Here is a 19,196-nt window from a genome sequence, read left to right as displayed (position 1 = left end):
CCATAAAATGCTCCAACAATTTCTGCAAGAATTTGGCTACCTGGCCTTGTTTCTCGGTACGTTCTTTGAAGGTGAGACCATTCTGGTCCTCGCCGGCTTTCTGGCGTTCCGAGGCTACATGGATATCAATCTCGTCGTGGTCGTGGCCTTTTTCGGCAGTTATGCCGGCGACCAGCTGTGGTATTTCCTGGGACGCAAGCACGGTCGCAAGTTGCTGGCCCGCAAACCGCGATGGCAATTGATGGGCGACCGGGCGCTGGAGCACATCCGCAAGCACCCGGACATCTGGGTGCTGAGCTTTCGCTTCGTGTACGGCCTGCGCACGGTGATGCCCGTGGCCATTGGCCTGTCCGGCTATCCGCCAGGGCGTTACCTGCTGCTCAACGGGCTGGGCGCCGCCGTATGGGCTGCGGCCCTGGGCTGGGCCGCATACCGGTTCGGTTCGGTGCTCGAAGGCCTGCTGGGCAACGTCAAGAAGTATGAGCTGTGGGTACTGGGCGGGTTGTTGCTGGTGGGCGTGAGCCTGTGGCTGTGGCGGCGAATCCGCAGCGCGCGGCTGGAGAAACAGCTGGCGGCAACGAAAGGCAAAGAACCGCCAGTTTGAGTAGACAGGCCAGACGTCATTCTGTGGGAGCAGGGCTCGCCCGCGATGAGGCCTGCAATGCCAGCCAAAATACGTGCTGGCAACTACAGAATCTCCCGCAGCGCCTGGGCTTCAGCCCTCACGCCGCAACCGCGTCAGAATCCGGTCCAGGCTGTTGGCAAAGGCCTGTTTGTCCTTGTCGCCATACGCCCCTTGACCGCCCCCCACTTGGCCCTGCTCGCGCAAGTCGGTAAACAGATTGCGCACGGCCAGACGCTCACCCATGTTTTTTTCGTCGAACTCTCGGCCTCGAGGGTCGAGAGCGGCTACGGCCTTTTTAACCAGCCGGTCAGCCAAGGGCACGTCACTGCAGATCACCAAGTCGCCTGGCTCGGCGTGCTCAACCAGGTAATCGTCCGCCGCATCGGGCCCGCTGGGTACCACAATGAGCTTGACGAAGCCGTAGGACGGCCTGGCTACCGGCTGGCCAGCCACCATCCACACCTCGAACTGACGTTTGAGGGCGAACTTGACCACCTGGTCCCGCGCCAGACGCGGGCAGGCGTCGGCATCGATCCAGACGCGCATCAGGCCGTAGCCGGGCGCAGCATGGCCAGCAAGGTTGCCGCCGCCATGAACAACCCCGCAAAAGTACGGTTCATGCGCTGCTGCTGACGTGGCGTACGCAACAAGCGAAGGACCCGCGAAGCCAGTCCGGTGTAGCCAGCCATGACGAGCAGATCGACGCACACCATGGTCACGCCGATGGTGCTGTACTGCAGCAGCAAAGGTGCATGGGGATCGATGAATTGCGGCAGCACCGCGAGCATGAAGACCAGCGCCTTAGGGTTGCTGATGTTGACCAGAAAGCCGCGAAAGATCAGGTTCAGCGGCTTGCCCAAGGGACGTATCGCCCCACCATCCTGCAGCGCCATGGGCGCCGCACGCCATTGCCGGATGGCCAGATAAACCAGGTACAGCACGCCGAACCATTTGATGACGATGAAGGCGCTGGCCGAGGCTGCGAGAATCGCCCCAAGACCAGCAGCAATCACGATGATCTGCAGGACCAGACCCAATTGCAGGCCCAGGGCATTCCAGTAGCCGCGCCAGAAACCGTATTGCAGCCCGCAGGACATTGAGGCAATGGCCCCGGCGCCCGGCGAAAGGCTGATCACCCAACAGGCGGCAAAAAAGGCTAACCAGGTGTGCAGTGCCATGCTCAAGCTCCTTGCTTGCAGTGAGGGCGAAGTCAGTACGGATGCGTTTCGCTGCCACGCCAGCGGCGCACCGATTTCTGAAAAAACTGGCTGTTGGGCACCTGCACCAACGCGCCACCGGCTTCGGCCGGCTCGATCAGTGTCGTGAACAGCAGGTTGATCGCCAGCACCCGGCCTTTGATGCCGGGTTTGTCCGTGGTGTCCACCAGTTCGACGATGTCACCGATGCGAAACGGCCCCACCGTGTAGATCAGCACCGCGCACAGGAGGTTGGACAGCACGCTCCACATGGCGAAGAACGCCACGGCCGCCACCGCCACGAAGCCCGACAGCGCGGTCCAGAGGATGGTTGCCGAGACGCCCAGGCGACCCAGCACAATGATCACCGCACTGCCCATGATCAGCCAGCGCAGGCAGCCACGTACGGGCAGCAGCAACTGCGGAGGCAACGGGTAGCGCTCGCCAAGACCATTGATGAAGCGCGTCAGCAGGCGTTGCAGAACATAGCCCAGCGCCAGGATCACCACGATTTGCAGGCCCAGCCACAGGGGCTCGATCCATTGCACCGGCAAAGGCAGTTGCAACGCGTCCATCAGGACAACGCTTCCAGCTGCGCCTGCATGGTCTCAAGGGTTTCCAGCGCGACCATCCAGGCCTCTTCCAGCTCGCTCTCGCGAGCCTTGAGCCTGGCCTGCTGGGCGAGAGCATCGCGCAGCTGGTCTTTGCGGGCGGCTTCGTAGATATCGCTGTCGGCGAGACTCGCTTCGACTTTGGCCAACTGCTCATGCAGCTTGCCCAGCTCGACCTCAAGTTTGTCGGCTTCGCGCTTGTGGGGCGCCAGCTGCTGACGCAAGGCAGCGGCTTGCTGGCGCTGGGCCTTTTTGTCGGTCTTGTCAGGGTTGACCGGCAGGCCGCCCGCCTGAGCCTGAGCCTGCCGCTGGCGGTACTCCACTAGCCAGCGAGCATAGTCATCCAGGTCACCGTCGAAAGCCTCGATCTTGCCATCGGCTACCAGCAGGAAGTCGTCGGTAGTGCTTTTGAGCAGATGCCGATCGTGAGACACCACCAATACTGCACCACTGAATTCCTGGAGCGCCATGGTCAGGGCCAGGCGCATTTCCAGATCCAGGTGGTTAGTGGGTTCGTCGAGCAGCAACAGGTTCGGTCGTTCCCAGGCAATCAACGCCAGTGCCAGACGGGCTTTTTCGCCGCCGGAGAAGTTCAGTACCGGCTCGTCCGTCCGAGGGCCGCGGAAGTCGAAACCGCCGAGGAAGTCGCGCAGGGTCTGCTCCCGCTCGGTGGGGGCCAGACGCTGCATGTGCAGCAACGGGCTGGCCTTGCTGTCCAGGGAGTCGAGCTGATGCTGGGCGAAATAGCCGACCGTGAGGTTCTCGCCACGCACCAGGCGACCCGACAAGGGCGACAGCTCACCGGCGAGGTTCTTGATCAGCGTCGACTTGCCCGCGCCGTTGGGGCCGAGCAAACCGATGCGAGCGCCCGGCGTCAGCTGCAGTTTGACCTTGTCGAGAATGACCGTATCACCATAACCCAGACGGGCTTCGGACAGATCCAGCAGCGGGCTGGAAATCTTCTGCGACTCGCGAAAGACGAAGTCGAACGGCGAATCGACATGGGCCGCCGACAGCTCTTCCATGCGTTCCAGCGCCTTGATGCGGCTTTGGGCCTGACGCGCCTTGGTCGCCTGGGCCTTGAACCGGGCGATGTACTTTTCCATGTGCGCGCGCTGCACCTGTTGCTTCTCGTAGGCTTGCTGCTGCTGCGCCAGACGCTCGGCACGGGCCCGCTCGAAGGCGCTGTAGCCGCCGCGATAGAGCGTCAGCTTGCACTGCTCGATGTGGGCAATGTGATCCACCACGGCATCAAGGAAATCGCGGTCGTGGGAGATCAGCAGCATGGTGCCAGCGTAACCCTTGAGCCAGTCCTCCAGCCAGAGGATAGCGTCCAGGTCCAGGTGGTTGGTCGGTTCGTCGAGCAACAACAGGTCGGAGGGGCACATCAGCGCCTGCGCCAGGTTCAGGCGCATGCGCCAGCCACCGGAGAAGTCGCCGACCTGACGGTCCATCTGCTCGTTGCTGAAGCCCAGGCCGGCCAGAAGTTTGCGTGCACGGGCGTCGGAGGTATAACCGTCGGCGCTGTCCAACTCGGCGTGCAGCCGCGCCAGCGCGGTGCCGTCATGAGCGGTCTCGGCGGCGATCAGGTCGCGCTGGATCTGGCGCAGGCGCACATCGCCGTCCAGGACATAGTCCACGGCAATGCGATCAAGGGTCTCGATCTCCTGACGCATGTGGGCAATCCGCCAGTCGGCGGGCAGCAGACAGTCGCCGGAGTCCGGCACCATCTGCCCCAGCAGCAAAGCGAACAAGGTGGATTTGCCGGCGCCGTTGGCACCGATCAAACCGGCTTTCTGGCCGGCGTGCAGGGTCAGCTCGGCGTCTTCTAGCAGACGCTGCGGGCCACGCTGTAAAGTCAGGTTCTGAAGTCGGATCATAATGGCGCCGGAGTCTACCAGCTTCGCGCCCGACTGGGATGCCCACTGGAGGGAAATGCACCATGCCGAACGACCTGTGGAGCTACGCTATCGAGCTTTACGCGCGCCCCGGCGTCGAAGCTGCCAGCCTTGAGCTTCAGGAGACAGGCGCCGATATCTGTGTGCTGCTGTGCGCTGTCTGGCTGGGTGAGCGCGGCGTGCCTTGGCGCCCGGAATATCTGTCGCGCTTGCAATCGCTGGCGGCGCCTTGGCAGGCCGAGGTCGTTGCTCCGTTGCGCCAATTGCGTCAACAGTGGCGCAAGGCTTCGCAGACCAATGATGAGCTGGCCAATTTGCGGGCGCAGGTCAAGGCGCTGGAACTGGAGTCTGAGCGACAGCTACTGGCACGGCTGGAAGGTCTGGCGGCTGGCTGGCCACGAGAGGCCGCGCGGGATCTGAATCTGTGGCTGGAGCATGCAGTGCCGGCCAAGGCCAGAACCAATCACGGCGCGCTGCAGGTGCTGCGCGCCGTGATCACATCCGCTTAGGACGCCGAAGGGGCGTTGCTGACGGCCGGTGCCGGTACAGGCGCGGCAGCAGGCGCCGGGCTCGCGGCCGGGCTGCTGGCGGCCGGCGCAGTGGCCTTGGCTTTGGCCGGGGCTTTTGCAGCGATTGGCTTGGCGGCCGCTTTGGCCGCAGTGGGCTTGGCTGCAGCGGTTTTAGTGGCCGCTTTGGCTGCTGCAGGTTTGGCTGCTGCAGGTTTGCCGGCGGCTTTGGCAGTAGCCGGCTTGGCGGCGGCTTTCACGGCAGCAGGCTTGGGTGCAACGGCCTTTGCCGCCGGCTTGGCACGCGAAGCAGCCACAGGTTTGGCCGGTGCTGCGGCCTTGGCAGCCGGGGAAGTCGAAGCAGCCTTGGCAGCCGGTGCTTTACGCGTGGCCGCAACCTTGCTGGCAGCCGCCCTGGGTGTCGCAGGCGCTTTCGGGGTCGCCGGCTTGGCTTTGGCAGCGCGGCTTTCAAGCGCCTTGCCCACCGCCGCCTGGACCTTGCCGACGCCTTGCGCGAGCTTGAGACTTTCCTGCGCGTCGCGCTTGAGTTCAACGATGTAGCTGCGGGTCTGGGACTGACGATCTTTCAATGCGTCCAGCAACATTTCGAGCTCGGTGACGCTGTCTTTGGCCTTGGTTTGCGCCTTGGCCTTGCCGGCAGTGGCGGCATCCTGCAATTTGGTACGCGACTTGTGCAGCTTTTCCTGGGCTTTGCCGCGCTGCTTTTCCAGCTTCGCGAGCAATTTCTCGGCATCAGCCAATGCCTGAGTGCAGGCATTTTCCAGATGTTCGAGCAGGCTGCCCGAAAGCTGTTGGAGCAAGTGCAACGGGGTATTGACTGGCTTTTTGGTAGCCGACATATGTTACCTCCTGGCTGACGTTTGTAGCGGCCCATACTAGACCTCTGCCCACGGTGCCGCTAGGGCGTTTTGACAGCCACTCGGAGCCCCGGTTGCACGGATTCGCACGCCATCGACACGATGCCGCACAATAGCGGCCTGACGAACCTTCAGAGGTGTTCATGTTACGCACGTTACTGCTGCCCCTGTTGTGGATCGCTCCGCTGGCGTTCGCAGATGACCCCGCCCCGGTAACCAGCCCGCACGACCTGGCATACAGCGTCGGTGCCAGCCTCGGTGAGCGCTTGCATCAGGAGGTCCCTGACCTGGAGCTGCAAGCCTTGATCGAAGGGCTACAGCAAGCCTATGAAGGTAAACCGCTGACGTTGAGTAACGAGCGAATCGAGCAGATTCTCAACGAACACGATGCGCTGATGACGCAGAACCAAGTGCAGTCCAAGGTGGATATCGCGCTGGCAGCCGAGCAAAAATTCATGGTCGATGAGCGTGCCAAACCCGGGGTGGAGGTTCTGGATCAAGGCGTGCTGGTGACAGAGCTGAGCCCGGGCTCGGGGGCAAAGCCCAAGGCCGACAGCAAGGTGCAGGTGCGTTACGTGGGACGGCTGCCGGATGGCACGGTGTTCGACGAAAATCAGCAGCCGCAGTGGTTCAGCCTAGGCAGCGTGATCACTGGCTGGCGTATAGCATTGCAGCAGATGCCTACAGGGGCCAAGTGGCGCGTGGTCATTCCATCGCAGTTGGCCTACGGCACCGAAGGCGCAGGCGATCTGATCGCCCCTAATACACCCTTGGTCTTTGAGATCGAGTTGCTGGCGATTGCCAGCTGAAACGCTGACAACCACAGGGCGACAAGCTCAAGCCTCGGCGGCTTCGGCCAGGGTCTTGTGCGAGGTGTGCAGCACTTCGATCAGGCAGTCTTCGAGCTCGAAACGCTCGTGCAGCAGGCCGCCCAGCTCTTTGAGTCGGGTGGCAATCAGGTTGGCGTCGGAGCAGTCACCCTTGTCACAGTGATCATTGAAAGCCAGTGACAGCTTGGTAATTGCATCAAGGCGTGGGTAGATCTTTTCGGCCAGTTCCAGCCCACGCTCATCGCCAAATGCCTTGGCTTCGCTGGTGAGCTGTTCGTAGACTTCGAAATGCCCGGCAGAAACGTAATCGACCAGGATTTCGCAGAATTTCTGCAGTGTCGGGCGATCCGCCAACAGCTGCTCCGGGGTGTCGCCCAAGACATCGAAGGCACGGATCAACTCGTTGCGTTCCTGCAACCAGCGATCGATCAGCAGGTGCACCCCGCCCCAGCGTTCCTGGGCATTCTGACAACTTTCCAGCATGGTGATTTCATCCTAGTGGGTCATGTCGATGCTGGCCCGGAGGTACCGAGAAGCAAAGACTGTTCAGGCGTCATCGAGTGGCCTGATTGCTCTAATCCGTGCTGGGAGATTATGCCCGCACGCCCATGCCTTCAAGGTACGCAGGAGATAATGTTCATACAAGTGTTTAATCCACCACTGCCGGGTTACAGCGCAGCGGCTTCAGCCCGGCCATGCTGGAACAATTGCAGGAAACTGAACACCAGCATCGCCACGAAAGCCAGCAAGCTCCACTCGGGCCAGCTCATGTCCAGCAGGCTCCAGTTGACCCGTGCGCACTCGGCACTGCCCAATAGCAGCGAACGGATGGTCTGGCCTACGGGCTCGGTGTTCCAGAGACACCGCAGGTCGGCATGGCATAGGCTCTCCGGTGCGCTGACCCGTCCTTGCAGCCAGAGCTGCCGAACGGCGGCCAAGGCCCCTGACAACGCCATCCCCAACGCCATTGCGCCATAGACTCGCGAGCCCTGCCGGCCTGGCCCATGCAACGCGGCCAGCAGGCAGACCAACGCAAAGGCGCCGAGAAAAAACTGCTGAACCTGATACAGCGAGCATGGGTACAGGCCCACGGAAAACTGCAGATAGACCGCAACGCTCAGGATCAGGCTGGAGGCGACGAATGCCACGAAATACAGTAAACGCGTGCGGGCCAGAGCCATGGTTAATCCAGGACGGTAGATACAAGCTGCAACGTTAGTGGAAAGCCTCTCGGGCTTTCAAGGAGATGCTAGGCGGACAGGTCTGCAAAGTCTGTAGGAAATGTCTGGTATTGATGGGTGATCGGATGCGGCCTTCGGACGCTCTGCGTCAAGGCCGCGACCCGATCAGACCGGCATTCAAGCCGGCAAAGGCAGGGCCAGCAACCGCTCGTCCAACAAGCCGAGCCCTTCCTGGAACAGCTGATTGCTGCGCTCGGTTTCACCCAACTGCGCCAGTAATCTCGCCAGCTCCGCGCAGGCCTCAGGATTGCGCTGAAGGGCCAGACTCGCCTCCAGGTAATCCCGCGCCTTGCCCCACAGACGGTTCTGCAGGCAAAGACGACCCAAGGTCAGGAGCAGCCCCGGATCCTTGGGATGGGCTTTGAGCCAGCCTTCGGCGGCTTGCAGTTGTCGGGCCGGGTCGCTGCCCGAGACCAGACCGTAAAGGCGCGCCAGGTGACTGTCGTACTGGCGTTTCATGGCAATGCGCAGTACTTCTTCAGCCTCGGCCTGTGCCCCCAGCTGGCGCAATTGCTCGGCATAGGCCAGTACCAGCGGCAGCTCTTGGCGCTGACCCGAACTGAGGTCTTGCCAGGCCTGCTCCAAAGCGGCACGGCCCGGCTCTCCGATATGCTCGCGATGGGCCGCCACAGTCAGGTTCTCGCCCCAGGCCCGACGCTCCAGTTCCGCCAGTTCGGCCGGCGGCAGCACCTTGTCCTTGCGCAGCTCCGGCAACAGACGAACCACGGCAGACCAGTCGCCGCGCTGTTGATACAGACGTTGAAGCTGGCGAAGCAGCTGAACGTTGTGGGGATAGCGGCCGTGCATCACTTGCAGGGTCTGCAAGGCACCCTCTTCATCGCCACGGTCCACTTGCAGCTGTGCATGGCTCAAGGCAATGGCAAGTTCGGCCGTAGGCTGGCGCTGCAAGGCGCGCTCGAGCAAGTTGTCGCACGCCTCGTGACGCCCCAGCTCATTGGCCGCGCGCGCCGCCCCGAGGTAATACAGCAGTGGCAAGCGTTCCGCGTCGGCAGCCCGCTCGAGATGACGCTGGGCACTGGCCCAACGCCCTTCGGCCAGGTCCAGCTGCCCTTGCTCGATGGCGTTCTGCACCCGACGGCTGCGGTTGCGCCGTGACCAAGGATTGACGATGCCCGTGGAAGTCAGCACCAGGCCAAGCAGCAACCAGGCGAGCACCAGCACCACGACGATCGCCACCAGGGCTATCAGGGTCGACCACAACCCCGACTCGTAGCGAAACACATGGGGATAATCGATCAGTACATAACCGGGATGCCGGGAAATCGCAAGCCCCAGGCCCAAGGCCACGGCAACCGCCACGAACACCAATGCATAGGTTTTTTTCATGGCGCGGGCGCCTCGCCGCTCTTGGCCGCCGGTGCTGCCTGCTCGGCCGCTGGGTGACGTTGCTCCAGATACGCCTGTACCGCCCCCAGGCTGGTGCTCAGATCCGGCGTTACCACCGTGACCGGACGCGCCTTGAGGTCATCGATGCTGCCGAGCATCGCCTGACTCTGGGTGTTGCCCTGATTGAAGCTGTTTTTCAGGATGCTGCGGGCTTCGTCCAGCGACTGGATATAGACCTTGCCCTCACCATTGAGCGCCGCCCATTGTGCTTGTTCCAGCGACAGGCTCAGCGCCAGGCGGACCTGACTCAAGCCTTGGCCGGCCAGCAACGGACGCAGGTTGTCATCTGGCCGGAAGTCGACGCGGAAGTAGCTGGAGATTTTGTCCCACCACTGCATCCACTGGCTTTCCTGACTCTCGATGCGCAGCCGCTCGGCGTCGCCCTGGACCTGGAATTCGGGTGCAAGCGCCGTCAGTTGAACGGCCTGATCACGCAGTGCCGCCAGCTGCAAGTAGAGCCCGGTTCGGTCGGGCTGCTGAATGCTGTGCAGTGCTGCCAGGCTCTTGGCCAATTGTTCACGGGCGGCGAAAGCGCCGGGGTCGTCCTGATCGCGAAGAATCTCATCGGCCCCTTGCACCAGCGAAGTGGCGCTGCTGACATCCTGCAACGCCGACAGACGCAAGCTGCCCAAGCGCAACAAGTGCTCGGCTTCGGCCAGGCGCCAGTCCTTGCGACTGGAACCAAGCACCGATTCCAGACGCTGGCTGAGCCGCTGCTGATCACCTTGCAACTGGGCCACCAGCCGTCGGCGCTCTTCCAGTTCATCGGCCGCCGGCAATTGTGACAGGCGCGCATTGAGCTGCTCTTCACTCAAGCCCAGGCTGCGGGTCTGCTGACGCAGCTCCTGCAATTGCCCGGCCTGCACCTCGTGGCCGACCATCAGACTGCGCACTTGCCAGACACCCCAGCCTGCCGCTGCCACGCCAGCCGCAGCCAGCAACAGGGCCACAACCGCCAGGCCACGACCATTACGCACAGGCGCGGTACGGGGTACTTCAGTGCGGACCTCGGGTGCCGGCTTGATGCTTTCTTTCGGCTCTTTGGGCAAGACAGTTTCGCTCACGTATCCATCCTTTACATGGGGGCGGGCAGCGGGTTATCGCGCAATGCCATCAACAATGCCGCAGCGTTCGCGCCACGACAATCCACTACGTTCTGCGCACCGGCGGCGCGGACCTGATCGGCCACGCGCCGGCTCGGCGCAAATATCGTCAACTTCGCCAGCTGTAACCAATCCTCGGCCGCCAGCAGCAGCAGGTGCTCGAAACCCTGCCCACTGCTGACCACCAGTGCGTTCAAGCGTTCCACTTGCACCCGGGCCAGCAGCGTGCCCCGAGCATACGCAGGCAAATGGCGGCGGTACAGTTGCAGATAGTCGACGTGCACACCCTGGCCGCGCAAGCCCTCGGCCAAGGCTTCGCGCCCGCCCTCGCCACGCAGGATCAGAACCCGCGCCCCCGGAGGTTCGACTGCCGTTTGCAAGGCGGGCAGCGCCAACAGCGTTTCGCTATCGTCCCCTTGAGTCGGACACGCCGCCGACAGCCCATGCGCATGAAGGATGGCCGCCGTGCCCGCGCCCACCGCGAACCACGGCTGCGTGATCGGCATTGCCCCCAGCGCATGAACCTGCCGGGCACCCAGGCGCGCGGCCGGCTTGCTGACCGCAATGACTGCAGCATAATGGGCAAGGTTCTGGATCGTGGACAGCTGCAAGGCATCGAGGGGCAACGGCTGGATTTCCAGCAACGGCAGAGTGCTGGAAAAAAATCCCGCCTGGGCGAGTTCGGCGGCCAGCGCTGCCGAATCCTCGGCTGGCCGCGTCAGCAGTGGCCGCCAGGCATTCATTCGTTGCCCGCCGCACCGGCCTCGCCGTAGACCTGGGCCAGGATCGCGCCGGCGCCCTGGGCCAACAGTTGTTCGGCCACCTGAACCCCTAGCGTTTCCGGTGCGCTGCGCGGCCCACGCGCCTGCGCGCTCAGCAGCAGGCCACCGCTGGGCTGGCCCACCAGGCCGCGCAGCCACAGCTGCTCACCTTCAAGCAGTGCGTAGCAGGCGATCGGCACCTGACAGCCACCGTTCAAATGCTTGTTCATGGCGCGTTCGGCGCGTACGCGCGCGTCGGTCTCGGCGTGGTGCAGCGGGGCGAGCAAGGCCTGTATATCACTGTCGGCGCTGCGGCATTCGATCCCTACCGCGCCTTGTCCACCAGCAGGCAGGCTGTCTTCGACGCTGATATTGTCGGTGATACGCGACTCGAAGCCGAGGCGGATCAGACCGGCCGCCGCGAGGATGATGGCATCGTATTCGCCGGCATCCAGCTTGGCCAGGCGGGTGTTGACGTTGCCGCGCAGGAAGCGTATCTGCAGGTCCGGGCGGCGGCTGAGCAACTGAGCCTGACGGCGCAGGCTCGAGGTGCCGACCACGCTGCCCGGTGGCAGGGCGTCGAGGCTGGCAAACGTATTGGAGACGAAGGCATCGCGCGGGTCTTCCCGCTCGCAGATGCAGAACAGGCCCAGACCGTCGGGAAAGTCCATAGGCACATCTTTCAGGGAGTGCACAGCGATATCCGCTTCCCCGTCGAGCAGGGCGCACTCCAGCTCTTTGACAAACAAACCCTTGCCGCCGATTTTCGACAGCGGCGAGTCCAACAGCTTGTCGCCGCGGCTGACCATCGGCACAAGGCTGACATGCACACCGGGATGAGCCTGCTCCAGTCGCGCCTTGACGTACTCTGCCTGCCAGAGGGCCAGCGCGCTCTTGCGCGTGGCGATGCGAATTTCACGAGTGGACATGGGTCGATCCGAGCTGAATTGAGACCGAATCATACCCGCCGAGGCGCCGGGGCGGAAAGCCGCCCGACGCTCTACAGTTGCTGCATCATCTTGCGCACACCGGCCACGTGGCGCCGGCTGACGATCAAGGCATCGCCATTGAGCCCTTTCAGGAACAGCTGAAAGTGGCCCAGCGGCGTGCGCTGCAACCGCTCGATGCGTTCTCGAGCCACCAGTGCGTTGCGATGGATGCGCACGAAGCGGTCACCAAACTCGTCCTCAAGAGCCTTGAGCGGCTCATCGAGCAGCACTTCGCCACCCTCGTGACGAAGGGTCACGTACTTGTGGTCCGCAATGAAGTAGATGACCTGATCCAGCGGTATCAGCTCTATGCCTTTGCGGGTGCGCGCGCTGATGTGGGTACGCGGGCCGCTGCCGGTCTCGGCGGCCGGGCGCGTCAGGGCCGCCAGCTGTACACGATTCGGGCGCTCGGCTTTCTGCAGGGCTTCCAGCAGATGCTCGGAACGCACAGGCTTGACCAAGTAGCCCACTGCACTGACCTGGAAGGCGTCCAGTGCGAACTCGTCGTGAGCGGTGCAAAACACCACCGCCGGCGGTGTGTCGCGTTCGCACAGCCGCGCGGCCACTTGCAGGCCGTCGAGGCCGGGCATGCGGATGTCCAGCAGCACCACGTCGGGCTTGAGGCTTTCGATCAGGCTCAACGCCTCTTCGCCATTGCTCGCGCTGGGTTCCATTACGGTATAACCCTCGAGGTCACCGACCATGCGGCTCAAACGCTCGCGGGCAAGGGGTTCGTCATCAACGATCAGGACATTCATATAGCGCTGGATTCCTGCGTGAGTCTCGCACATGGATAGCGTAGACAGGTGAAGTGACGACCGTCACGGCGATCCACGCTAAGAGTCGCGCGCGGGCCAAAAAGTGCCGCAAGACGGGCACCGATGTTCGCCAGTGCCTGCTGGGTTCCGCCCGAAGCCCTCGTGGACAAGGCTTCGTCATAGGGATTGCTGATACACAATATGAATTCCCCCCCTGTATAGCTGGCCTGGACGCTGACCACACCGCCTTCTACGAGCGGTGCAATGCCGTGAATCAGAGCGTTCTCCAGCAACGGCTGCAAAGTCAGTTGAGGGATCGGCAAATCATCGGGTACAGATTCGATCCCCCAGTCCAACTGTAGACGCTCGCCGAGACGATATTGCTCAATTGATAAATATCGTTTTGCCAACTCCACCTCATCCCGCCAGCTGACCAGGTTGCCGGGACGGCTCAAGCTCGCGCGAAACAGGTCGGAAAGATCGAGAACCGCCTGCTCGGCCTTGAGCGGATCGATCACCACCAGGCTGGCAATACTGTTCAGGCTGTTGAACAGAAAATGTGGTTTTATGCGAGCTTGCAGTGCTTCGAGCCGCGCTCGCAACTCGGCCTGCTGTTGCCGCCGCCACTGGCTTTGCAGGTAGAAATAACGCAACAGCAGGCCCGACATGATCAGGCCGATCAGGGCATGGCGCAGGTAGCGATTGACCTCGACATCGGCGGCAGGCGTGCCTCCCAGCTGGAAATAGTCGGTCACCGCCGTGCCCAGCAGGGTCAGGCCCACCACCTGCGCGCAGCACAAAGCACCCGCCAGACCGGCTCTCAGCCGCGCCAGCCATGGCCGCAGAGCGCACAACAACGCCGCGGACAGCAGCACGATCCACTGCACGAACAGTGACGTCAGGCCCAACCGTACCCAATTGAATCCGTGTGTCATGGGCTCCGACAGCACCAGTACCAACACCAGCAACTCGGCCAGAAGAATCAGCATGAGCAAAGCGGGCGGTGCACAGAGCTCGGGCAGAAAAAACTCGGAAACGTCCTTTTTGCCCGCTTGTTTCATGGCCGAATCACTCAAACCAGGTTTCCCGACAAGATGGTGGATGGCACAGAGGGGCGACAGACTGGTGCCTACAGCAGGCCTGCAACCCTGTTATTATTGGCGGTAATTTCCCGTACACGCCTTCCACGAGCACATTCATGAGCACTGACAAGACCAATCAGTCCTGGGGCGGCCGCTTCAGTGAACCCGTCGACGCCTTTGTCGCCCGCTTCACCGCCTCCGTCAACTTTGACCAGCGTCTTTATCGCCACGACATCATGGGCTCCATCGCTCACGCCACCATGCTTGCCAAGGTCGGCGTGCTCACGGATGCCGAGCGCGACACCATCGTGACCGGCCTGAACACCCTTCAGGGCGAAATCGAAGCGGGTCACTTCGAATGGCGCGTGGACCTGGAAGACGTGCACATGAACATCGAAGCGCGTCTTACAGACCGTATCGGCATCACCGGCAAAAAACTTCACACCGGCCGCAGCCGAAATGATCAGGTCGCCACCGATATCCGCCTGTGGCTGCGTGATGAAATCGACCTGATTCTGGGTGAGATCACCCGCCTGCAGCAGGGTCTGCTGGAACAGGCCGAGCGTGAGGCCGAGACCATCATGCCCGGCTTCACCCACCTGCAGACCGCGCAGCCGGTCACTTTCGGCCACCACTTGCTGGCCTGGTTCGAGATGCTCAGCCGCGACTACGAGCGCCTGGTGGACTGCCGCAAGCGCACCAACCGCATGCCCCTGGGCAGCGCCGCGCTGGCCGGCACCACCTACCCGATCGACCGTGAGCTGACCTGCCAGCTGCTGGGCTTCGAAGCCGTGGCCGGCAACTCGCTGGACGGCGTCTCGGACCGCGACTTCGCCATCGAATTCTGCGCCGCGGCAAGCCTGGCGATGATGCACTTGTCGCGCTTCTCCGAAGAGCTGGTGCTGTGGACCAGTGCCCAATTCCAGTTCATCGACCTGCCTGACCGCTTTTGCACCGGCAGCTCGATCATGCCGCAAAAGAAAAACCCCGACGTGCCCGAGCTGGTCCGCGGCAAGAGCGGCCGTGTATTCGGTGCGCTCATGGGCCTGCTGACCCTGATGAAAGGCCAGCCATTGGCCTACAACAAGGACAATCAGGAAGACAAGGAACCGCTGTTCGACGCGGCCGACACTCTGCGCGACTCGCTGCGAGCCTTCGCCGACATGATCCCGGCCATCAAGCCGCGCCATGCCGTCATGCGCGAGGCCGCCCTGCGCGGTTTCTCCACGGCTACGGACCTCGCCGACTACCTGGTGCGCCGCGGCCTGCCGTTTCGCGATTGCCACGAAATTGTCGGGCATGCGGTGAGGTACGGCGTGGAGAGCGGCAAGGACCTGGCGGAAATGAGCCTGGAAGAGCTGCGTCAGTTCAGCGACCAGATCGAGCAAGACGTGTTCGCCGTATTGACTCTGGAAGGCTCGGTCAACGCCCGTAATCACATCGGCGGCACCGCGCCGGCGCAAGTGCGCGCGGCCGTGGCCCGTGGCCAGGCGTTGTTGGCCAGCCGCTGACACCGACGGCTTGACATACGCTGCTTGTGTGGGAGCAGGGCTTGCCCGCGATACCATCGCCGCGCAGGCCCGATAGACGGCGCCGTCTGCATCGCGCCCAAGGGCCGCTCCCACAGGCAAGAGCCCCCATTTCCCCGGAGCTTCACCATGACCGACATCAACACAGAAGAAGATCAGCATTTCGTCGACAACACGCTGATCGAAGCCATCCAGAACCAGATCGACAGCGAAACCCCACCCGCCACCAAGGCCACGTTCAACAAGCTGACGCTGATCGGTTGGGAGCGCGACGATATTCTCGACGTCATGGCCCAGGTCCTGGCAGTGGAAATCGACGCCATGCTCGAAGCCGACCGCCCCTTCGACTCGGTCTGGTACGAAACCGCGCTGCGGGCCCTGCCGACCCTGCCCGAGCAACTGTTGAGCAGCGACGACGAATAACGGCACAAATGCCAGACCCTGACTACACTGGGAAAAGTCCTGCAGCGGCGTTGCTCGCCCGCGCTGCGCAGGCCCTATTCCAAGAAAAGTCCGGAGTCCCTATGTCGTATACCCCCGAGTTGGTTGCCGAACTGGAAATTCTTGCACTGTTCAACCTGAGCAATACCCGCGAAGGGCTGAAAATCCACCACACCGCCGCGCCCCAGGCGATTTCAGCCGCGCAACGCCTTTATGACAAAGAACTGACTACCCAACCCGATGGCGGTTACCTGACCAGCCTGGGCCTGGACGCCGCCGAACACGCGCAGTCGCTGCTCACCATTCTCAACATCGCCGAAGCGGCGTGACCCCCTGCGCTTTTGTCAGCCTGGTCGCAGGCTGACAAAAGCTGCATAGCGCCCTTCAGATTTTCGCCAGAGCCGCCGATAACAGTTCACAACTGTATTTCTTGACTGTCTGCGAGCTCTGTCGCCTTGAATCTTCGATGACGCGCGAACACGAAATCCGTCCAAACCTGGATGAAGGGGTCGACCGAGAGGTCCTGGCCAAGCTGCGTGCGCGTTTCATGAAACTCAACGACGGGCGCATGGCTCGGGCTGTGGAAGGCCTGTCGACGCGCCAGCAATTGGTGCTCAAGCTGATGCCCTTGCTGTTCCACGTCAACCATCCCCTGCTGCCCGGCTATGTCTCGGGTGCCACGCCCGCCGGTATTTCCCGCTACGAACCGGAGGCGGAGGAACTGGCCGAGCTGCAACGCCTGACCCGATCCTTCTCCTACCGTGCTCGCCCCGCCAGTGCCCCGCGGCCGATCCAGGGCCTGTTCCTGATGGGCAGCCTCGGTACCTTGGCCCAGGACGAACACAGCGACCTGGACGTCTGGGTCTGCCATGACCCCGACTTGGGCGACCTCGCCCTCGATGAGCTGCGCAAGAAATGCAGCCTGCTGGAAGCCTGGGCGGAAACGCAAGGCGCCGAGGTGCACTACTTTCTGATCGACACCCAGAGCTTCGCCAAAGGTGAGCGCGACGACGAGCTGAGCACCGAAAACTGCGGTTCCACCCAGCACTACCTGCTGCTGGACGAGTTCTACCGCACAGCCATCTGGGTCGCCGGGCGCACGCCACTATGGTGGCTGGTGCCGGTGTACGACGAGGCGCGCTATCCCCAGTACGTGCACACGCTGATTTCCAAGCGCTTCATCCGCGAAGACGAAATGCTCGACCTCGGCCACATGGCGCACATTCCTGCCGGCGAATTCGTCGGCGCTGGCCTGTGGCAGCTGTACAAGGGCCTGGAGTCGCCGTACAAATCCGTTCTCAAACTGCTGCTGACCGAGGTCTACGCCAGCGAGCACCCGAACGTGCAGTGCCTGAGCCTGCGCTTCAAGCAGCAGGTTTTCGCCAACCGCCTGGATCTGGATGAGCTGGACCCCTACATGGTGGTCTACCGTCGCATTGAAGAATACCTGCTGGCCCGCAACGAGCCCGAGCGCCTGGAACTGGTGCGACGCAGTTTCTACCTGAAGATCAACAAGCGCCTGACCGGACAGCCCCGTCAGCGCGTGCACAGTTGGCAGCGCGAGCTGGTCACGCGGCTGGCCGAGGACTGGGGTTGGGACGAGCGCCAGTTGGAGTCGCTGGACAGCCGTAGCCAATGGAAAGTCCGCCAGGTGGTAGCCGAGCGCAGCATGCTGGTGCGTGAGCTCAATTATAGCTACCGCTTCCTGACCCAGTTCGCGCGCAATCAGCAGGGCGCCAGCGTGATCAACAAGCGCGACTTCAATGTGCTGGGGCGGCGGCTGTATGCCGCCTTCGAGCGCAAAGCCAACAAGGTCGAGGTGATCAACCCCGGCATTGCTCCCGACCTGTCGGAAGACACCCTGACGCTGGTGCAGGCACCCAACAAACGCGAACCCGGCCAGACCCATTGGAGCCTGTATAACGGCAACCTCGGGACCTTCGAATGGGAGCATTTTGCGCCCTTCAAGCGCTGCCGCAGCCTGTTGGAACTGCTCGCCTGGAGTCACCGCAACGGCATTATCGACAGCACCACGCGCATCGCCCTGCAGCCGGGCACCAGCGACTTGACCGAATTCGAGCTGTTCAACCTGATCGGCAGCCTGCAACAGAGTGTCCCGCTGCCCTTGAGCAGCGTCCCGGACGAGCAGCTGCTGCGCCCGGCCGTACCCATGCAGGTGCTGCTGTTGGTGAATATCGGCGTCGACCCGCTCAAGCATCACCGCGACCTGAACATCCTCATGACCACCGAGCGTACTGACTCGCTGAGCTATGCCGGCGCCCGGGAAAACCTGGTGCTGACCCTGGACCAGGTCGTGCTCAACAGCTGGAACGAGCTGCAAACCCGCCGCCACGACGGCCCCCACGCCTTGCTCGAATGCCTGCGCGACTACCTCAATGCCCTGCCTGAAAACCTGGCGCCCACCGTGGTACGGGTGCGCTGCTTCTGCCACAACCGCGCGCCGGCCATTGCCCAGCGGGTAGAACGACTGCTGGCGACCGCCCAGAAGCTGTTACGCACCCGGCTGAACTATCGCTATCTGTTTCAAGTGGAGAAGCAGTACCACGTGCTCAATCTGGTGCCGGGCAACGTCACCCACACGGCGCTGGCTTCGGTCACCGAGCTGCTGGAATACCTGGGCCGCGAACTGCCCCGCTACAGCCCGCTCTACCTGGACCCAAGGGCGCTGGAAGAAAGTGACCTGTCGTTGATCCTGCCTCAGGCCCAGCCCGAGTGCATCCAGGTGTTCTACCGCATGCGGGGCGCGGTGGCCGAGGTCTACGTGATCGACGAGCACAATGCCCTGTGGCACAACCGCGCCCACCTGCACGACGAAAACAACCTGTTGATCCACCTGCAACGGTTTTTCGAAGCGACGCTGATGCGTCGTCAGGCTACCGTGGAGAGCGATGATCCTCGGCACACGGCCATTCATGAGGTGTTGTTCTATCGCATCGAAGCTCAGGTCGCGTCGCGCACTGGCCGCCTGGAACCTCGCGCCGCGCCGCTGATACCGCTGAGCAAAGGCTTTTACGATGTGCAGGCGATCATTGGCAAAGGCGCCGCAGCCGGCCAGGTACAGGTCACGCTCTACTGTAACGAACAGGAATTTTCCCAGCTGGAGTACGGTGATCAGCTGTTCGCCCGGGTAGCGCGCGAGATTCTTGGCCAGCGCAGCGGGGACGAGCGCTATCCGTGCTACATCACCGATGTCGATCTGAATGGGTTGCTGGGCAAGACGGTAGGCTCGACCAACCTGCATCTGCGTTACAAGACGGAGTTGGAGCGGTCGTTGAACCGGGCGATGGATGAGATGTGAGGCGGATGGCCGTTACGCGGAC

Annotated in this window: 19 protein-coding genes and 1 pseudogene; 7 read left to right on the top strand and 13 right to left on the bottom strand. The window is 62.6% G+C overall.

Annotated elements, in window-relative coordinates; genetic code table 11:
• Positions 1–7: 7 nt before the first annotated feature.
• Positions 8–579, top strand: a pseudogene (locus tag HB675_RS10515) (DedA family protein); the annotation flags it as partial.
• 136 nt (positions 580–715) lie between these two features.
• Here the strand turns inward: HB675_RS10515 and HB675_RS10510 are convergent.
• Genes HB675_RS10510 through abc-f form a run of 4 tightly spaced genes read right to left on the bottom strand, consistent with a single transcriptional unit; the run spans position 716 to position 4,312 of the window.
• Positions 716–1,171, bottom strand: coding sequence for a YaiI/YqxD family protein (locus HB675_RS10510; protein WP_213878236.1), 456 nt, complete (start codon positions 1,169–1,171; stop codon positions 716–718).
• A complete protein-coding gene (locus tag HB675_RS10505) occupies positions 1,171–1,803 on the bottom strand; it encodes a LysE family transporter (protein WP_213878235.1) in 633 nt (210 codons plus the stop codon). Before HB675_RS10505 ends, HB675_RS10510 begins: the two co-directional genes overlap by 1 nt.
• A 32-nt stretch (positions 1,804–1,835) precedes the next feature.
• Positions 1,836–2,396 (bottom strand): mechanosensitive ion channel family protein, encoded by a 561-nt coding sequence (locus tag HB675_RS10500; RefSeq protein ID WP_213878234.1) that lies wholly within the window; start codon positions 2,394–2,396, stop codon positions 1,836–1,838.
• Entirely contained in the window at positions 2,396–4,312 is a 1,917-nt protein-coding gene (gene abc-f, locus HB675_RS10495; RefSeq protein WP_213878233.1) for a ribosomal protection-like ABC-F family protein, read from the bottom strand. Before abc-f ends, HB675_RS10500 begins: the two co-directional genes overlap by 1 nt.
• Positions 4,313–4,374: 62 nt before the next feature.
• Here abc-f and HB675_RS10490 point away from each other — a divergent pair, with 62 nt between their 5' ends.
• The gene (locus HB675_RS10490) at positions 4,375–4,839 is read left to right on the top strand and encodes a TIGR02444 family protein (protein WP_213878232.1); all 465 of its coding nucleotides are present in this window, start codon (positions 4,375–4,377) and stop codon (positions 4,837–4,839) included.
• Here the strand turns inward: HB675_RS10490 and HB675_RS10485 are convergent.
• Positions 4,836–5,696 (bottom strand): AlgP family protein, encoded by an 861-nt coding sequence (locus HB675_RS10485; protein WP_213878231.1) that lies wholly within the window; start codon positions 5,694–5,696, stop codon positions 4,836–4,838. The genes HB675_RS10490 and HB675_RS10485 overlap by 4 nt on opposite strands.
• A gap of 161 nt (positions 5,697–5,857) precedes the next feature.
• Between HB675_RS10485 and HB675_RS10480 the strand changes: the two genes are divergently transcribed.
• Positions 5,858–6,523, top strand: coding sequence for an FKBP-type peptidyl-prolyl cis-trans isomerase (locus HB675_RS10480; protein WP_213878230.1), 666 nt, complete (start codon positions 5,858–5,860; stop codon positions 6,521–6,523).
• Between the two features lie 27 nt (positions 6,524–6,550).
• Here the strand turns inward: HB675_RS10480 and rsd are convergent, their stop codons facing one another.
• From rsd to HB675_RS10440, 8 genes are all read right to left on the bottom strand, one after another.
• Entirely contained in the window at positions 6,551–7,027 is a 477-nt protein-coding gene (rsd, locus tag HB675_RS10475; RefSeq protein ID WP_213878229.1) for a sigma D regulator, read from the bottom strand.
• 185 nt (positions 7,028–7,212) lie between these two features.
• The gene (locus HB675_RS10470) at positions 7,213–7,725 is read right to left on the bottom strand and encodes a disulfide bond formation protein B (protein ID WP_213878228.1); all 513 of its coding nucleotides are present in this window, start codon (positions 7,723–7,725) and stop codon (positions 7,213–7,215) included.
• A gap of 177 nt (positions 7,726–7,902) precedes the next feature.
• Positions 7,903–9,132 carry a heme biosynthesis HemY N-terminal domain-containing protein gene (locus HB675_RS10465; RefSeq protein ID WP_213878227.1) on the bottom strand — a complete coding sequence of 410 codons (1,230 nt, stop codon included), beginning with the start codon at positions 9,130–9,132 and terminating at the stop codon, positions 7,903–7,905.
• On the bottom strand, positions 9,129–10,256 hold the full coding sequence (locus tag HB675_RS10460) for a uroporphyrinogen-III C-methyltransferase (RefSeq protein ID WP_213878226.1): 1,128 nt from the start codon (positions 10,254–10,256) through the stop codon (positions 9,129–9,131). Before HB675_RS10460 ends, HB675_RS10465 begins: the two co-directional genes overlap by 4 nt.
• Before the next feature lie 11 nt (positions 10,257–10,267).
• The gene (locus tag HB675_RS10455; protein WP_213878225.1) at positions 10,268–11,038 is read right to left on the bottom strand and encodes a uroporphyrinogen-III synthase; all 771 of its coding nucleotides are present in this window, start codon (positions 11,036–11,038) and stop codon (positions 10,268–10,270) included.
• Positions 11,035–11,985: a hydroxymethylbilane synthase gene (gene hemC, locus HB675_RS10450; protein ID WP_213878224.1), complete on the bottom strand. Its 951-nt coding sequence runs from the start codon at positions 11,983–11,985 to the stop codon at positions 11,035–11,037. Before hemC ends, HB675_RS10455 begins: the two co-directional genes overlap by 4 nt.
• A 71-nt stretch (positions 11,986–12,056) precedes the next feature.
• The gene (locus HB675_RS10445; protein ID WP_213878223.1) at positions 12,057–12,803 is read right to left on the bottom strand and encodes a LytTR family DNA-binding domain-containing protein; all 747 of its coding nucleotides are present in this window, start codon (positions 12,801–12,803) and stop codon (positions 12,057–12,059) included.
• The gene (locus HB675_RS10440; protein ID WP_213878319.1) at positions 12,800–13,864 is read right to left on the bottom strand and encodes a sensor histidine kinase; all 1,065 of its coding nucleotides are present in this window, start codon (positions 13,862–13,864) and stop codon (positions 12,800–12,802) included. The genes HB675_RS10445 and HB675_RS10440 overlap by 4 nt, the downstream gene beginning before the upstream one ends.
• A gap of 137 nt (positions 13,865–14,001) precedes the next feature.
• Between HB675_RS10440 and argH the strand changes: the two genes are divergently transcribed.
• The 4 genes from argH to HB675_RS10420 all read left to right on the top strand — a co-directional run bounded on the left by argH (position 14,002) and on the right by HB675_RS10420 (position 19,174).
• Positions 14,002–15,396, top strand: a complete 1,395-nt coding sequence (gene argH, locus HB675_RS10435) for an argininosuccinate lyase (RefSeq protein WP_213878222.1) — start codon at positions 14,002–14,004, stop codon at positions 15,394–15,396.
• 147 nt (positions 15,397–15,543) lie between these two features.
• Entirely contained in the window at positions 15,544–15,837 is a 294-nt protein-coding gene (locus HB675_RS10430; RefSeq protein ID WP_213878221.1) for a hypothetical protein, read from the top strand.
• A gap of 101 nt (positions 15,838–15,938) precedes the next feature.
• A complete protein-coding gene (locus HB675_RS10425; RefSeq protein ID WP_213878220.1) occupies positions 15,939–16,184 on the top strand; it encodes a TIGR02647 family protein in 246 nt (81 codons plus the stop codon).
• 137 nt (positions 16,185–16,321) lie between these two features.
• Positions 16,322–19,174 (top strand): class I adenylate cyclase, encoded by a 2,853-nt coding sequence (locus HB675_RS10420; protein WP_213878219.1) that lies wholly within the window; start codon positions 16,322–16,324, stop codon positions 19,172–19,174.
• Positions 19,175–19,196 lie beyond the last annotated feature (22 nt).

Origin of the sequence: Pseudomonas sp. dw_358 (assembly GCF_018449655.1) — a bacterium.
GTDB lineage: Bacteria > Pseudomonadota > Gammaproteobacteria > Pseudomonadales > Pseudomonadaceae > Aquipseudomonas.
This window is presented reverse-complemented; position numbering and strand designations above follow the sequence as displayed.

Excerpts from the sequence above, each read along its gene's own strand:
- HB675_RS10505 (WP_213878235.1), bottom strand. The coding sequence starts at position 1,803 with ATGGCACTGCACACCTGGTTAGCCTTTTTTGCCGCCTGTTGGGTGATC.
- hemC (WP_213878224.1), bottom strand. The coding sequence starts at position 11,985 with ATGTCCACTCGTGAAATTCGCATCGCCACGCGCAAGAGCGCGCTGGCC.
- HB675_RS10500 (WP_213878234.1), bottom strand. The coding sequence starts at position 2,396 with ATGGACGCGTTGCAACTGCCTTTGCCGGTGCAATGGATCGAGCCCCTG.
- HB675_RS10455 (WP_213878225.1), bottom strand. The coding sequence starts at position 11,038 with ATGAATGCCTGGCGGCCACTGCTGACGCGGCCAGCCGAGGATTCGGCA.
- HB675_RS10485 (WP_213878231.1), bottom strand. The coding sequence starts at position 5,696 with ATGTCGGCTACCAAAAAGCCAGTCAATACCCCGTTGCACTTGCTCCAA.
- HB675_RS10425 (WP_213878220.1), top strand. The coding sequence starts at position 15,939 with ATGTCGTATACCCCCGAGTTGGTTGCCGAACTGGAAATTCTTGCACTG.
- HB675_RS10430 (WP_213878221.1), top strand. The coding sequence starts at position 15,544 with ATGACCGACATCAACACAGAAGAAGATCAGCATTTCGTCGACAACACG.
- HB675_RS10445 (WP_213878223.1), bottom strand. The coding sequence starts at position 12,803 with ATGAATGTCCTGATCGTTGATGACGAACCCCTTGCCCGCGAGCGTTTG.
- HB675_RS10465 (WP_213878227.1), bottom strand. The coding sequence starts at position 9,132 with ATGAAAAAAACCTATGCATTGGTGTTCGTGGCGGTTGCCGTGGCCTTG.
- HB675_RS10420 (WP_213878219.1), top strand. The coding sequence starts at position 16,322 with ATGACGCGCGAACACGAAATCCGTCCAAACCTGGATGAAGGGGTCGAC.
- argH (WP_213878222.1), top strand. The coding sequence starts at position 14,002 with ATGAGCACTGACAAGACCAATCAGTCCTGGGGCGGCCGCTTCAGTGAA.
- HB675_RS10470 (WP_213878228.1), bottom strand. The coding sequence starts at position 7,725 with ATGGCTCTGGCCCGCACGCGTTTACTGTATTTCGTGGCATTCGTCGCC.
- rsd (WP_213878229.1), bottom strand. The coding sequence starts at position 7,027 with ATGCTGGAAAGTTGTCAGAATGCCCAGGAACGCTGGGGCGGGGTGCAC.
- HB675_RS10510 (WP_213878236.1), bottom strand. The coding sequence starts at position 1,171 with ATGCGCGTCTGGATCGATGCCGACGCCTGCCCGCGTCTGGCGCGGGAC.
- HB675_RS10480 (WP_213878230.1), top strand. The coding sequence starts at position 5,858 with ATGTTACGCACGTTACTGCTGCCCCTGTTGTGGATCGCTCCGCTGGCG.
- HB675_RS10440 (WP_213878319.1), bottom strand. The coding sequence starts at position 13,864 with ATGAAACAAGCGGGCAAAAAGGACGTTTCCGAGTTTTTTCTGCCCGAG.
- HB675_RS10490 (WP_213878232.1), top strand. The coding sequence starts at position 4,375 with ATGCCGAACGACCTGTGGAGCTACGCTATCGAGCTTTACGCGCGCCCC.
- abc-f (WP_213878233.1), bottom strand. The coding sequence starts at position 4,312 with ATGATCCGACTTCAGAACCTGACTTTACAGCGTGGCCCGCAGCGTCTG.